The organism is Vibrio navarrensis, assembly GCF_015767675.1.
Classification (GTDB): Bacteria; Pseudomonadota; Gammaproteobacteria; order Enterobacterales; family Vibrionaceae; genus Vibrio.
Genome location: NZ_CP065217.1, coordinates 1435163 through 1451012, shown reverse-complemented (window position 1 = coordinate 1451012; position 15850 = coordinate 1435163). Strand labels below are relative to the sequence as shown.

10 protein-coding genes are annotated in these 15850 nt (G+C 47.6%); 5 read left to right on the top strand and 5 right to left on the bottom strand.

All coding sequences use genetic code 11. The features are described from left to right. Positions 1–5: 5 nt before the first annotated feature. The 3 genes from I3X05_RS06500 to I3X05_RS06490 all read right to left on the bottom strand — a co-directional run bounded on the left by I3X05_RS06500 (position 6) and on the right by I3X05_RS06490 (position 4149). Positions 6–791 carry an outer membrane lipoprotein-sorting protein gene (locus tag I3X05_RS06500; RefSeq protein WP_045571542.1) on the bottom strand — a complete coding sequence of 262 codons (786 nt, stop codon included), beginning with the start codon at positions 789–791 and terminating at the stop codon, positions 6–8. 13 nt (positions 792–804) lie between these two features. Beyond that, positions 805–3174: an efflux RND transporter permease subunit gene (locus I3X05_RS06495; RefSeq protein ID WP_193166627.1), complete on the bottom strand. Its 2370-nt coding sequence runs from the start codon at positions 3172–3174 to the stop codon at positions 805–807. Between the two features lie 186 nt (positions 3175–3360). Next, complete coding sequence (locus I3X05_RS06490) at positions 3361–4149, bottom strand: TetR/AcrR family transcriptional regulator (RefSeq protein ID WP_337971026.1); 789 nt, start codon at positions 4147–4149, stop codon at positions 3361–3363. A gap of 583 nt (positions 4150–4732) precedes the next feature. On the opposite strand from I3X05_RS06490, the gene I3X05_RS06485 reads away from it, so the two are divergent. Then, positions 4733–5563, top strand: a complete 831-nt coding sequence (locus tag I3X05_RS06485) for a hypothetical protein (RefSeq protein WP_337971025.1) — start codon at positions 4733–4735, stop codon at positions 5561–5563. A gap of 13 nt (positions 5564–5576) precedes the next feature. Next, entirely contained in the window at positions 5577–9470 is a 3894-nt protein-coding gene (locus I3X05_RS06480) for a zinc-dependent metalloprotease (RefSeq protein ID WP_337971024.1), read from the top strand. A gap of 107 nt (positions 9471–9577) precedes the next feature. Here the strand turns inward: I3X05_RS06480 and I3X05_RS06475 are convergent, their stop codons facing one another. Together I3X05_RS06475 and I3X05_RS06470 are read right to left on the bottom strand one after the other, a co-directional pair. Next, positions 9578–10387: a helix-turn-helix domain-containing protein gene (locus I3X05_RS06475; protein ID WP_337971023.1), complete on the bottom strand. Its 810-nt coding sequence runs from the start codon at positions 10385–10387 to the stop codon at positions 9578–9580. 321 nt (positions 10388–10708) lie between these two features. Beyond that, complete coding sequence (locus I3X05_RS06470; RefSeq protein ID WP_082069748.1) at positions 10709–11293, bottom strand: GNAT family N-acetyltransferase; 585 nt, start codon at positions 11291–11293, stop codon at positions 10709–10711. Positions 11294–11399: 106 nt separating this feature from the next. Between I3X05_RS06470 and I3X05_RS06465 the strand changes: the two genes are divergently transcribed. The 3 genes from I3X05_RS06465 to speB all read left to right on the top strand — a co-directional run bounded on the left by I3X05_RS06465 (position 11400) and on the right by speB (position 15661). Beyond that, positions 11400–12230: an HDOD domain-containing protein gene (locus I3X05_RS06465; RefSeq protein ID WP_045571536.1), complete on the top strand. Its 831-nt coding sequence runs from the start codon at positions 11400–11402 to the stop codon at positions 12228–12230. Positions 12231–12814: 584 nt separating this feature from the next. Then, positions 12815–14725: an arginine decarboxylase gene (speA, locus tag I3X05_RS06460; RefSeq protein ID WP_045571535.1), complete on the top strand. Its 1911-nt coding sequence runs from the start codon at positions 12815–12817 to the stop codon at positions 14723–14725. Then, on the top strand, positions 14726–15661 hold the full coding sequence (speB, locus tag I3X05_RS06455; protein ID WP_045571534.1) for an agmatinase: 936 nt from the start codon (positions 14726–14728) through the stop codon (positions 15659–15661). Positions 15662–15850: the final 189 nt, after the last annotated feature.

Genomic DNA, 15850 nt, shown 5'->3' with positions numbered 1-15850 from the left:
CCTCTTTATTTAATCCGTTTGAGTACATTCTGCTCAAAGTCGTCCGCACTCAGGCCAGTACGAAAGGCCAAATCGGTGGTCAAGAGTTCGGTGCTTTTGCCTGTTTGATGGTTGATCATGGTCATCTGGTGCGCACGCCAATACTGGTTGAGGTATTGCTTGTAATCATCAAAGGTGAGTGTTTTGAGCAGTGCATCTTTGCGGTCATAAAACTCCACTTTGAGCGGACGGTAGAACTGTTGATCCAGCCAAATAACCTGTTTGGTATAACCTGAGTTCTCATCGGTCGGAACTTGTTCCAGCACAAAACTCGGCTGACCATTAATCACTTCGTCTCGTAGGTAGTTAAAGCGGTACTTTTCCAGCTCAAATGAACTCAAATCTTCATAGGCAAACTCGCTGCCCATAAATGGCCCCGATTTATTACGCGATGAGATGCGCTTCACGCGTTTTAGTGCCGGCAGATAGAGCCACTGGTCGTCAGCTTCGCTGGTGTGCGAATGGTTGAGAAATGCCGTGCCTTTGACATCGCGCGGCTCGTCGAAAATCGTCAGCCCTTTGTCGCCGTCGCCATCTACTTCCAAAGATTGCAAACGCATCAGTCTTGAACTGCTTTCACCTTGCGCATTTTTCAGCAACATTTCCATGGTAGCGACCGAGTCTTGCCAGCCGAGGTCGCGGCTTTTGCGCTCTGTGGCAATCTCCAATCCTTTGTTCGCCAGCGCCAATGAAGAGAAAATCAGGCTGGATGCGAGAATAAAAGCGGTGGTGATCTTAGTTGTGGGTTTCATAGCAATCTCCTTATTAGGCTTGGGTTTGTGATAATTCTGCCGTGACGCCGTTTTGCTCAGGCGCCTCAACCGGATACTCGGCTTTGTCAAACAGCATTAGCAAAGTTGGCAGCAGGACGAAATCGATGACTAGAGCGAGGAAAATCACCAAGGCACTGAGCTGGCCCATATCCGCGTTTAAGCGGAAGCTGGACATCGCCAGTACCGAGAATCCGGCCACCAGCACAACGGTGGTTATCCACAGAGCGCGCCCAACGGTATGGAAGGCGTAGCGCACCGCTTGCTCAGCGTTTTGACCTTGCTTACGCGCCCGTTGATATTTGGCTAAGAAATGGACCGCATCATCCACCACGATCCCGAGCGTCAGCGTCACGACCACCGACAAACCCAGATTGATTTCACCAGAAAGCAGCGCCCAGAGACCAAAGCCGATAATGGCTGGCGCGATGTTGGGGACGAGGCTGATCACGCCCAGTTTCCAAGAGCGCAGAGCAAATATCATCAAGGCAGAAATCAGCACCAGTGTGATCGGCAGCGTTGAGAGCATACTTGCCATGTTGGTTTCACCAATGTGGGCAAACATCAAAGACGGGCTCGATGCAACCACTTGGTATTGCGGCGCATGTTCAGCAAACCAAGCGTAAATACGCTGCTCCAGATCAACCAGCTCGACACTACCGAGATTGGCGGTGGTCAGCACCAGCTTCAGCGAGGACTTATCCACGTTGATTTGGTTGTTGAGATCCAAGCCGTATGGGAGAGACATCTCATACAGCAGCAGATATTGCGCGGCCAACTCTCTGTCTTGCGGCAAGCGGTAGTAGGCATCATCGTCGTTGTGCATGTTTTTGTTGAGGCGTTTATAGACATCAGCCAACGAGGCCACATGGTCGGTTTCTGGCTGAGCTCGCAGCCACGCGGTGAAATCGCCCAGCGCAGTCAGAAATTGCGGATCAGCAATCCCCTGCGCTTGATTGGTTTTGATCGCGATGCTGATGTTGGTCATGCCACTGATGCGCGCCTCCATAAAATCAGCCGCTTGGCGAAATTCACTGCGCTCACCAAAATACTTCACCGATTCATCATTGACTTTATTGAATGGGATCAGAGCGCCGCCAAGGGCAATCACCGCAACCGACAGAGGTAAAAGTATGCGGCGTTTGGCGACGACAAAATCACCCAGCTTGTCCATAAAATCAGAGCTGTCACTTTGCGCTTTTGCCGTGATGTGGATAGGCAGCCGTGTCAGCAGTGCTGGCAACAAGGTGACTGACAACAGACAAGCCAGCATCACCCCGAGTGCAGAGAGATTGCCGAAATCACGCAGCACGGGAGAATCCGACATGTTCATCATCAGAAAGCCAATCGCGGTGGTGACAGAAGTAATGACAATCGGCACAAAATTGATGGCGATACTGCGTTCAACCGCTTGCGCTCGTGACATCCCAGACAGCATGAATTGGCGCATGGTGGCAATCACATGGACACAGTCGGCAACCGCCAATGTCATCACCAAAGTAGGCACGTTCACCGTGGCAGTATGTAAGAACATTCCCGCCCAACCCGACAACCCCATAGTGGCGAGAATCGCCCCAATAATCACCGCGAGCGTGGCCAGAACGCTCAAGAAGGTGCGTAACATCAAGGTAAGAAACAGCAAAATCACCAACAACATTGCCGGAACGAGCGTGGCACTGTCTTCTTGCGCTGCAACCATGAAGGCATCGTTTAAAGCAATAATGCCTGCTTTGTAAAAACTGACTTGCGGATATTGCACCTGATAGCTGGCAACTAAGTCATTGACCGCGTTAATCACTTGCTGTACTTCGGCGGTTTTGTCAATTTCTGGCAACTGCACCGTGACGTTAATAACCGCCACATCACCACGCTGCGATACCAGTGAGTTCACCACCGCCGGTTCACTTAATGCGATGGCTTTGACTTTGGCAATCCGCTCCGCCGTGAATGCGTAGTCGCGATACAGCAGATCCTCCACGATGAGATCGTCATCTAGCGCCTCGGTATGCTGATAATTCGCCAGCGAATCGACGCGGCTAGAAAAAGGAACTTGCCACGCCGCTTCGGTAAGCTTTTGCAGCAGGGTTAGGTTTTCTGCATCAAAAATATTGCCATTTTGCGGTGCAATCACCAGCGCGATGCTATCACTCTTGGCAAAGGTGGTTTGGATTTCATCATACGCCTGCAACTGCGCATTCGAACCATCAAAGAAAATATCGTAATCGCCACGAAAGTAGAGATTACGGGCTCCAAGGGTGGCAATCACAATCAAAGCGATTGAGATCAGTAGCGTCCAAAAACTCCACTTGGTTGGGATGGATGACCAAGAAAAAGGCGCATTGTGGGAAGAAGTCGGGTATTTCATCACACTCTCCGTTTGTGACGTTTCGTCAAATACAAGTCTTTAAAAACCAGCAAATGCTGGCGTTAATGACTTATGTGTTAGTTATTACACGGAAACTCACTCACCTCCGTGCAATCTCGTGTCATTCTTTGACGATTCGTCAACTAGCGTGATGAAAAAACCAATCCTCAGATTGGTTTTCAGCCACTAACGTCCGACAGATTCTAAGTAAGCCAACTCTTCAGCGAATAGCTCCTGCTCCACCCTTCTCCAGGTTTTGCGGTAGTCCCATTCGCTAGAAAGTGGTTTCCAACCCAGCCCGTCTAGCAACATGTTCGCATTGTGCAGCACGGTAAACGGATCTTGCAACCGATTGATACAACGGCTGTTTGATGCATTCTGCGTTAACGCATTAGAACCAAACGCAATCGACCAGTTAGCAAAAACAATCGCATCCGAACCAATCGCGGGAGAGAACTTTAAGTCCCCGATGGCCACCGCATGACTGACGAGCGCGTCCGCGCCATCGATCACCCGCTCTTCCAACTCATTGAGCTCACTGACTCGGCTTGGAGACGCTTTCTCCAGTACCCATGGCGTTTTCGCCATGATCGCGCAGGTAGATAAGACGGGCTCCAACCGTGCGTAAATTCGGTAACCCACATGCATCGCAATCATTTTTTCCCGCGTAGTCCCTTCAAAAGCGGCCGTGCGGTTAAAAAACATCGCTTCATTCTTTAAAGAATGGATGCATAAAGCCAGGACTACGTCCTCTTTACTGCAAAAATGGTTGTAGATTGTCCCTTTCGAATACGAGCTTGCCGCCGTCAGCTTGTCCATCGTCAGGTTGGCAAAACCCTCCTTCTGCACAATGCTTTTCGCTAGCAGGATCAATTCAACTTCTCTATCGGCGATCGCTTGTTGCTTTTTCGTCTTCATTGCCGAAAAGGCACACTCTTTGCGTTCATCGCTTTTTTTACAGCCAAAGTTAAACATCTTTCACTCACCCGTATCGATTTACTCCCGCCGCAATTGTAGCATGATTCTCTACTAAAGAAATGACGCACAATGATGACGAACCGTCATAAATGACACTTCGTCATAATAGCGCATTAATCACTCAAAGCAAGCCTTTCATCAAAGATTCATTTTCTTAATCAATATGAGATAAGTAGAGTGTGATGAGTAGCCAGTTTTAGAACTCATCAATATAGAACTTCGTTCTGTTATACCCAAACGTTCTGATGGAAATCCATACAGATCGAACCACTGAGCGAGACGCTTGTTTACAGCCCAAAAATCAGCGTATTTTTGTTTAAAAAGAGATTAACGCTTCATAGTTGTAGATTTAAAAACGATTATATTGACTCTATAAATATAAAAGACCATTCTGTTAAATTATAAATTCCGCACAACACAATCCAATTATTGAGCAAAAAGTCATCAGACCCACCTGATTGTACCAGTCGCACTAAATACTGATACTTTACATGAATAGGTTCTCTTGTTGACTTAGTTCCTTTAGTATTCGTCAATTGCAAAAAACACAACATTAATCACAAATTACAAGGAAAGTTTCGTGAAACAGTGTCATTACGCACTGTGTGCGCTCTTTGCGACTTGTTTGCCGTTAACAGCACATGCAGAAAGTCCCACCGACGAACAAGCCAGCGTGGAAAACGACCAGCCCTGGAGTTTCTCTGCGTCGAGCTCTTACAGCCGAAACGCCTATCGTGATACCAGCTACCTTGCCTCACGGTCGATAGATGCCAGTGTAACCCTTGGCTATCAATTCGACGATAACTGGTCACTGAGTGCCGATATTGCTGGCATTCACCAATTTGATGGTGAAAAAGGCCAATACTGGCAAAACGCGTGGATCAAGGCCAAATACGCCGATCTATACCAACCTACAGAGAATCTAAGCTTCTCCGCAGGCATGCGCGTCTTGATTCCTCTTTCCGAGACAGCGCAAAAAAGCGATCTTTCTACCGCGATCCGCGCCGATCTCACTCTCTCTTACGACATGGCGTTTTTGCTCGAAGGCCTAAATCTGACCGATTCGGTGCGTATTCGAAAGAACTTCCACCGCTACACCACCTTGGGGACAACACAACTGGAAGAGTATCGCCTCAGCAACTCTTTTGGTTTGACGTATGAATTTGGCGATTGGTGGCTTTCTACGACCATCGACAGCTCGACGTCTTGGACCTATCGCGGCAATGAATATTCTCCTGAGTTCAGTCACTCAGAAGAGCTTGGTTACAACGTAACTGAAAACATCTCACTGGCTGTTGGTCTAACCAACAGCGCACGGTATTTCGATGCCGACCGAGGACCAAACCCAATCGACACCTTATTCGACTTGGACAAGCCAACTTACTACCTATCAATCACTTATAACTACTAATCTGGTGCACAACATGTATAGAAAGTTATTACTCGCCACTATGGTGTCTGTGGCATTGTATGGCTGTGGCGCAGAGGAACGCGCATATGAATACGAACCGAGAGCGGCTGAGCAGATCAGCAAAAGCTCTTTAGACACAGAATCACTTTGGCTCTACATGCCATCAACGGGTGCCGCGCCGCGCTATGCGGCCACACAACGTGGCTTCTTCCAAGGCACGCCAAAACTGGTCACCTTACGTTTTGACCAGAAGAACGGCATCATCGCCGAAGAAGTGGATCGTGATACCCTAGTCGATGGTAAACCGAGCCGCTACGACAGCAGTATCAACCTTGCTCCGGTGTTGAAGATCCCTGGCGAATTTCAACAGTATCGCTGTGCCGAAGATCAGTTTGATGAATGTACCAACAAAGAAGAGCTCAACACCGATGCGAGCTTAAAATGGGAAGAGACCACCCATTTCACGCCAGATTACACTGGCATTAAGTCGCTGGCCGTCGATACCGTCGATGCTTGGTGGACCGCAGACAACGTCACTGAGTCGGCCGATCCGCGCTTGGTCCATTGGGAGTACGATGCCGATGCTGGCGTGATTAACGTCGAAGTCGAACGGACTTTCACCGCCGATGCCGACGATATGTACCAGTTTGGTTCTGAACTAGAAGATCTCTCCTTCAAAACACGCTTTTTCTACTCTTTGGTCAAGCTCGACAAGTTAGCCAGCAAAGATTATGAAGTCGTGCACTACCCCGGTCGTGACTCTCAGCGCTATGGCTTCTTTAACCAAGAAAAAACGCCGCTTTCAACCAATGGTGAAGCGGACTTAGAAGGTGAAAAATACCGCCTGATCAATCGTTTTAACCCGAAAAAAGCGTCGATCGATTACTACTTAAGTGACAGCTACTTCACGCCAGAGGGACGTGAGTTCCTAGAAACCACTATTAAAACTATCGACCATGTCAACGAAGTGCTTGCTGGAACGGGTGTGCCGACAATTAACATTGTCAATAAAGAGACACCAGCAGGTAAGCACCCTGGTGACTTGCGCATCAACATGTTTAACCTCATCACCGATCCGGTCGACAATGGTTTGCTCGGTTATGGCCCTTCAGCCACCAACCCGCTTACCGGTGAAATTGTTCATGCGCACGTCAATCAGTACGCTGGCGTTATCCGTGCTTCCGCACGAGACATGTGGCGTCGCCTGACGGTGCACTACAACCGTCAAGAGATTGCACGCCCGACTGAAAACGATCTTGATAATAACCAAACCACGACGAACGACGACAATACTGCCGCTTCTGAACCAGCGATAATGACCTTTGGTGGCGAGCGCGTTTCTAACTTGGTCATGGCGAAAAACATCACCAATATCAGAGCGTCACTTCCTATGGTCGCGGCCAGCGAACCTCGTTTCGATAATGGAGTCGTCTCTTGGCTTCGTCCAGATATGCAGCAGGAACACAGCTTTAACAAGCAGGCCCTAAGCTATGCGAAGCAGTTTCAAGCGTACGCTGAGCAGAACATGTATTCTGATCAGTTCCTTTGGGTGAGCACTCAATCGAAAGGGTTAATTAAGGGCATTGATTATATCAACGGCGGTTACTTTGATAACACGCATTTGGATCCTTCACAGCCAGATTACGCCGACAAGGTCAATACTAAGCTCAAAGCGTGGGAAGATCTCAACGCAGATCAGCAAGCGCAAGTGACCAAACAGATTTCGCAGCACATTTATACCTCGACCTTAGTCCACGAGCTTGGCCACAATCTCGGTTTGCGCCATAACTTTATGGGCTCAATGGACAAGAATAACTTCTACAGCGAGCAAGAAATCACCGCACTTGGCTATGATAAGGTCCCCGCTTACAGTTCGATCATGGATTACGGCGCTTCGATTTTTGACGAACTGCCAACCTATGGTAAGTACGACATCGCTGCCCTGCGTTTCGGATATAATCGCCAAGCCGAAGTGAATACCGTTGATGCTCAAGGTGAGCCGACTGTCGCATACGCCAGCTTAGACGCCATTGACGCTAAAGTGCGTCAGAACTACCGTGATTACCCACTCGGTACTTTGGAAGTACTCAAAGAGCAGTTGGCAAAACAAGACAATAGCCAACCGACTCAAAGCGTTAAAAACTACTACTACTGTACTGATGAAAACACCAGCAGCACGACCACCTGTAACCGCTTTGATGAAGGCACCAATATCCTTGAGTTGACCAAGTTCCGCATTCAGCGTTACTGGGACAGTTACGACTACCTCAACAAACGTAATGGCCGAGATAGCTTTTATGAGAGTAGATTGTTCGGCTACACGGTGGCTCGCCTTAACCAGTTCAATGAGATCCGTGAAGTGGTTGAGGATCTTGGTGAAATCGACTACTACTTTGCCCAGCTAAAAGGCGAAGAAGAAGAGAGTTACGGGCAAAACGTAGCGAATTTCTACACCGACAACTGTCAAAATGCGTCAACTCGCAGTCGACTGCCACAAGGTGCACAAATGATTTGTGACACCTTTGATGCAGCCTTATTAGCGGCAGATTTCTTTGTTGAAGTGATGGCACAGCCCGATCATGTTTGCGAAATTGAGGTCACCACTGGCAGCGCTCAGCCGTTACAGCTATTTTCCTCATTAAATGATTTGTGGGCGCAATACGGTCCAGACATGAGCTATAAAACCACGCTACCAGAATCTTGTTTCGACAAGGACTTGGTCGCTAAATTGGCAAGTGGTTCTCAACCGATCAAGGTATTATCAGAGACCCGTGATGGCCGTCCATATTCGGATATGAGAGCCAACAACCCCAACCAGATTTACTCATCGGCAATCGATTTGATGGGGATCTGGCCAGACAAATTGCTAGCAGCACAGACACTGGTGCAAAGGAATGATTGGCGTAGTTCGCGTGACAAATCCAATATGGCGCTGATGGATGTTTCCGACGTTCGCAGTGGCACCAAAGGAACACCAGTAAAAATGAAAGAGTACCTGGGCTACATAGGTTACGGCGCGACCAGCTTCCGCGGCCCGGTATTTGTTGACGAGAATGGTGAGAGTGTCCAAACCAAGACACGTTACCTACCAGATTTACGTAGCTCTATTGAAGTGCTTCCGTATTACGATGTACTTAAGGGTTATTTCCAGTTGTCACCAACCACAGTGACACCATTGTTTAATGCATTGCTGACCAACTTGGTGGCGTTCGGACAGGCAGATGAGTACGGATTAGCCGACAGCGCTCAACACCTGATTGATGACATTTCAATCAGAAAACCAAGTATGTCTGTTGACCTAAATGGTGGTTATGAATTTAGCTGGAAAACACGTAACTACATGGTGACGCGTCGTAACGGTTTGGCCAAAAACATGGCACTTAAAGCGATGTTAATTGACGGACGTGACGAGCAACGTGAGCTTCTGGAGAGTTCACCTTACACCGTAAAACAAAACTTGCGTTTCACTCAGCTAGGCATTCGTACGCAAAAAGACGCCACTTTGTACCTGCTGCGTGATACCGATGCAGTGAACCTCCTGAAATCAGCCGTTTATTTTGAATCGCTGTTTAGAGGTACCCCTTTCACTCCGGCTAAATTCGCCTACGACAGTAGCCAGAAATGCTACTACCCAGCGAAGAAAAGTGCCGCTGAAGGCTGCCATAACAAGGATGACCTGCTGCTTGCTTGGCAAAGCATTAATGAGAATAAAGATAGCGATCCGGAGTACTTGGAGGCTCTACTTAACTTCTCAGCAACTAAGGCAACGGAAATCGCAGCACAGATCGCAGACAAACCTGAGCATGCCAAGTTCTACGCCGTTCCGGCAGAAAGCATCTGGCTATGGAGCACAGGCGAGTACCGTCGTTACCGCCGCGCCATTGAGCAGTTGCCTTTGATGGACTAAATCACTGGCCGGTAAGCCCGATGCCGGCCTGATTATCCCCGCACAAGCAAAGCGCCGTCATGTCAGCATGACGGCGCTTTTTTTGCTCTTACACATGAAATATCAAATCACAGTGCCAAACTTGGCTTTTGCCCAGCTTTATCAATTGCCTCTTTGATTTGATTGAGGAAATCATTCGGCAGCTTGCCGATTCCATCGGAAAACATCAAAGGCTCGTGTGGGCTGGCAATCAACAGTACGTTTTTAAAGTCAGACACTTCAAAATTACCATCCGCCATGTTCTCACTGTGATACTTCAGCACCTCTTTCGCTAACGTCTTGCCAATCGCGGTTAGCTGATTATCCGTCAGATTCATACGCGAAAAGCCTATCCGTACACAGTCTTTGTAAGCGGTTGTCTGCTCTTTCAGCGTTTCGGTGTACTTCTTATTCAGCTTCGAATTATCGGCAAAACGGTAATACATCGGCCCGACTAAGCTGAACTTGTTGTCTTCGGTGAGTTTAATCAAACCCAACATTTCCAGAGCGCGCAAGTAGGAATAAGTGGTTGAGTCATCTAACTGATACTTATCTTTCATCCAACGAAAACCGTCTTTGTCGCGCAGATGACGGATTTCTCTATAAAAATCATAAAGCTCTGGATGGTTAAAAAACACTTCATCCTGAGTATGGTTGAAGTAGTTTTCATCATTTGTCTGTAACTGCACTGCAATTTTCTGCAGCTCATCAAGGGTAGAATCAATCTCTCGGCAGTATTCAATCAACTTATCAAGCGTAATGTTCGAGCTATAAAGATGGCGTTTGAATGTAGAAAGAGGAATTCCTAATCTGTCAGACAACTCTCGATACGTTAGCCCTTTGCTTTTAATGATCTGCCTTAATGCGGCTAACAGATACTCGGGAGTAGTTCCTCGCATATCTTCTTTCCTTTTTATTTTACAACCGGACTATATTTGTAGCGTGAAAAAAATCTTTCGCAACCGTTACCGTGATTTTTTAATAAATAATTTGATATAGATACACTTTTTCCATTTATGCATTCAATATCACAAAAACGACAATACTCTGTTTAATAAATGTGAGGCAGTCAATTATTCACGTTAGCTAACTTTAACAATTTATTAATAATCAAAAGATTAGCAGAATAACAGAGATAGTGCTTTACCAAGATAAAAAAGTAATCAGGCAAAGAGAGGAATAGCATCGATTTGAAAGAATAATTTTCCGTCATAGCCACATTAAACCGCATTTTTCAATTTACGCAGGTTCAATTGATAGCGAAAACAATCCACATAATGGCCATGCAATCGCACATAGTTTGGCACTAAAGCAACTTGAGAAAAACCGCACTTCTCCAGCACTCGTTGCGATGTTAAATTATCTATCGCCGCAACGGCAATAAGACGTCGAAATCCAATGTCTCTAACGGTATCAATCCCCTCTTTTATCATTTCACTCGCCAACCCTTTACCACACGCATGTTCGGCGAATCGGTAGCCCAGCGCCGCTTGTCCTTGGTTAAACTTCACATCGTGGAAATTAATCCGCCCGAGGATCTCACCTTGGCTATCAACCACCACCATCGGCAGCAGGCGCTTCTCCTCATACTCTTCTAAGCAAAACTCGATATGTTCTAGAATGCCGTCAGAGGAGAGCATAGAAGCCTCCCTTGGTGCGATAAATCGTTCAAACCACTGACGATTCTCTAGCTCAAACGCGAGCAGAGCGTTACTGTCTTTCTCACTAAGCAATCTGAGTGTAACTGTCACTGCGACACCTTCTTTATTTTGACCAAGCTCGATAAGCCCATATTTGCTACTCATCAGGCTATTTTCTGCCAAGCCTACTTTGCCACGATGCTATCGGCTTTTGTCATAATCTCAAAGTGTGACCTATATTAAAATTGCCCACACCACGAGGAGAAAAATCATGAGTCAGGCTGCGTTAATTACAAGACTAAACGAACTACCACGCATTCAAAGTCTGCTGCAAGAGCTACTGGAAATGGTCAATCGTGACGAAGTCGATTTTGTTCAACTCACGAAGAAAATTTCCATGGATCAAGTGCTCAGTGCCCGCTTATTGCGAATGGCCAACTCCGCCCATTTTGGCGGAAGTAAAAATGTCGCTACCATCAACGATGCGCTCATCCGCGTTGGCACCGAAGCGGTAAGAACTTTAGTCGTTGCTTCTGTGCTTTCCAGCGCCTTTCCTAAAATCACGACGCTGGATATGGAAAAATACTGGACTGACACTTTTGAAGTCTCGGTGATTTCCGCCAAATTGGCGGGAGAAGCGGGCATGGATGTCAATGAAACCTTTACCACTGGCGTTTTACACAACATCGGTGAGCTCATGATCCATACTCTCGCTCCGAGCGAAGCACTGTTGATCAATCAACGTGTCGCCGACGGCGAAGATCCAATAGCGGTACAGGAAGAATTGTTGAACGTCTCTTCTCCCACTTTGGGTGCAAAGCTGGCACGTAGCTGGAACTTTCCCGAAGAAATGGCGGATGCAATAGAGCATTTCCCAGAACCACGCGAAGCGGACGTCTCCCCAAAACTCGCCAGCATTTTGCACTTTGCGCGTGCTATCAACAACCGTTGGGATGAAATGACAGAACCCAGTGAAAAAGCCCTTTTCCTCGCCAACCACCCCGACTCTAGGCTGCTCTGCATTTCCGCCGCCTTTGTTGATAAGCTTGATAAAATTCGCGGCAACGGCCGAGAGTTGGCCCAGCAGATGGTGGCCGCTTAAACAAAGTAAGAAACAAGGTCGCAATATCATCGACGGCACCACTCGAACACACGTGATATTGCGACTCGAGGAACATTGGTTTTTCCAAAGGACAGCCCCTTTGATGACAGATGAATGATGTTTAATCAATTAAGCGCTGCTGGAAAATTAGGCACTGCTCGTCTGTGATTTTTGCATGAATGAATATATTCATTATTTGCATTAGCAACGTGAGTATTTATCGCAAATTAGATCGTTTTCCCGTCACTTGTTTAATGCAAAAATAAGAGGGTAACCGTCTGAAAAAAAGGCGATTAGTCTGACAAAGAACACGAGTTTTCACTCAAAGTGCAAGTAACATTTTACCCCCTGAATATCAAGTGCTTACTCACTGTTATTCAATGAAAATTCGTTTGTTTTTCGTTGAGTTCATAATAAGAAACTATTGTCGTAAAAATTAATTTTATTCATTAGACTCAAATGTTAAATTGTCCGTTAATTCGCGCAACACGCGTTGCGTGTCAGGCCATGAGAGGCTCAGCCCACTCATGTTTTGTTCTTAAATATCCGTTGCAGTTCTGCGGATATATTCTGTGAGATTAGATGTGGAACAAACATCCAAACTAGACCGCGTTCGCGCAGATTACAACGTACATTACTGGAGCCAAGGCTTTTACGGCATTGACGATCATGGAGAAATGTACGTTTCACCTCGTAGTGACAATGCTCACCAGGTTCAGTTAAGCAAAATCGTCAAAGCACTGGAAGAGCGTCAGCTCAATGTGCCGGTGTTGGTTCGCTTTCCACAAATTCTGCATCAGCGTGTTCATTCGATCTGTGACGCGTTTAACCAGGCGATTGAGGAATATCAATACCCCAATAAATACCTGCTGGTTTACCCAATTAAAGTAAACCAACAGCGTGAAGTGGTGGATGAGATTCTGGCGAGCCAGGCACAACTTGAAACAAAACAGCTGGGCCTTGAAGCCGGCAGTAAACCAGAGTTACTCGCAGTGCTCGCCATGGCGCAACAAGCGAGCTCTGTGATCGTCTGCAACGGCTATAAAGACCGTGAGTACATCCGTTTAGCGCTGATTGGCGAAAAACTGGGCCATAAAGTGTTCATCGTGCTTGAGAAGATGTCGGAGTTGGACTTGGTACTGCGTGAAGCAGAGAGCCTTGGTGTGACGCCACGTTTGGGCATTCGCATCCGCCTTGCTTCTCAAGGTACAGGCAAATGGCAAGCCAGTGGCGGTGAGAAGTCGAAGTTTGGACTCTCTGCTTCACAAGTGCTGAATGTGATCACCCGTTTGAAGAAAGAGAACCAGCTCGATACGCTGCAACTGGTTCACTTTCACCTTGGCTCACAGATGGCCAATATTCGCGATGTGCGTAATGGGGTCAACGAGTCCGTTCGTTTCTACTGCGAACTGCGTACTCTTGGTGCAAACATCAAATATTTTGACGTAGGCGGTGGCTTGGCTATCGACTACGACGGCACGCGTAGTCAATCGTCCAACTCAATGAACTACGGCTTGGTCGAGTACGCACGTAACATCGTCAACACGGTTGGTGACGTGTGTAAAGATTACAAGCAGCCAATGCCGGTGATCATCTCTGAATCCGGTCGTTCATTAACAGCGCATCACGCGGTGCTGATCGCCAACGTCATCGGTACAGAGACCTACAAGCCAGAAACTGTGACCGAGCCGGACGAAGATTTCCCAATGCTGCTCAACAACATGTGGCGCAGTTGGTTGAATCTGCACAACGGAACCGACGCACGTGCATTGATTGAGATTTATAACGACACCCAGAGCGATTTGGCTGAGGTGCACTCTCAGTTCGCCACTGGCGTGTTGACGCTTGAGCACCGCGCTTGGGCAGAGCAAACATCGCTGCGTATCTATTACGAGCTCAATCGTTTGATGAGCAACAAAAACCGTTTCCATCGCCCTATTTTGGACGAATTGGCCGAGCGTCTGGCAGACAAGTTCTTTGTGAACTTCTCGCTATTCCAGTCGCTGCCTGACTCTTGGGGTATCGATCAGGTTTTCCCGGTGATGCCTCTGTCTGGGCTGCAAAATACTGCAGACCGCCGCGCTGTAATGCTGGATATCACCTGCGATTCAGACGGTGCGATTGATGCGTACGTGGATGGTCAAGGTATCGAAAGCACCCTCCCCGTTCCGGCTTGGAACGCGGACGAACCTTATTTGATGGGCTTTTTCCTTGTGGGGGCTTATCAAGAAATTCTCGGGGACATGCATAACCTGTTTGGTGACACCCACAGTGTGGTGGTTAATGTCGGTGACCAAGGCGAAATGAATATCGATTTTGTCAACGAAGGTGACACCGTCGAAGACATGATGCGTTATGTGCATATTGATGTGGACCAGATCCGTAAGAACTACCAATCTCTGGTTTCACTTCGTGTTGAGGCCAAAGAGCAACAACAAATCCTGGCAGAGCTGGAACAAGGTCTGTCTGGTTATACTTATTTAGAGGATTTCTAAATGAATGATTTGTTTACTAAAACTGATTATTCGCTTTACTCGAACTCAATGAGTTTCGTGCGTCGTCCGTATGTTAAAGATCCGGTCGCCGCAGATGCGGATCTGGTGGTGTTCGGTGCCCCACTGGATATGGCAACCTCTGGTCGCCCAGGTGCGCGTATGGGCCCTGATGCGATTCGTCGCGCCTCCGTTAACCTAGCTTGGGAAGGCAAAAAGTTTCCTTGGGACTTTAACCTGTTCAAGAAAGTGAAAGTGATTGATGGCGGTGACTTAGTCTTTGACTGTGGTGACGCAGAAGACTTTACCTACCGTATGGAAGCCGCGACCTCGGCCATTTTGCAAAGCGGCAAAACGATGCTGGCGCTGGGTGGTGATCACTTCATCACTCTGCCAGTGCTGCGTGCTTATGCAAAACACTACGGTGAGATGGCACTGATCCACTTCGACGCGCACACCGACACCTATGCAAACGGCAGTAGCTACGACCACGGCACCATGTTCTACCATGCGCCGAAAGAAGGTTTGATCTCACCGAAGCACTCAGTACAAGTCGGTATTCGTACTGAATACAAACAAGACGGCCATGGCTTTAACGTCATCAACGCGATGCAAGCCAACGACATGACGGTCGAAGAGATTCTGGCCGACATTCGCCGTATTGTGGCTGATAAACCTGTGTATGTGACCTTCGATATCGACTGTTTGGATCCGGCGTTTGCGCCAGGCACAGGTACGCCAGTTTGTGGCGGCCTCAACTCCGACAAGATCCTCAAGATCATCCGTGGTTTGAAAGACGTCAACATCGTCGGCATGGACGTTGTGGAAGTCTCTCCCCCATACGATCAGAGCGACCTGACCGCATTAGCTGGAGCCACCATCGCGCTAGAGCTTATCTACGCATGGGCAGCGAACAAAGAGTTCGAAGAGAAGTTCTAATTCGTTGAATGATTGATAAAAGGGAGCGAAAGCTCCCTTTTTATTACCTTTACTTTTGCATTAATTTTTCTAATGCAAATGATAGAAATTAATCTTGCTTTAGATCACATTTCCTTATTGCTTCCCCCCTTAGCAAAGACTAACATCTCGCGCCGTAACCTCCCGTGTTTACGTCATTTATTGGCACTT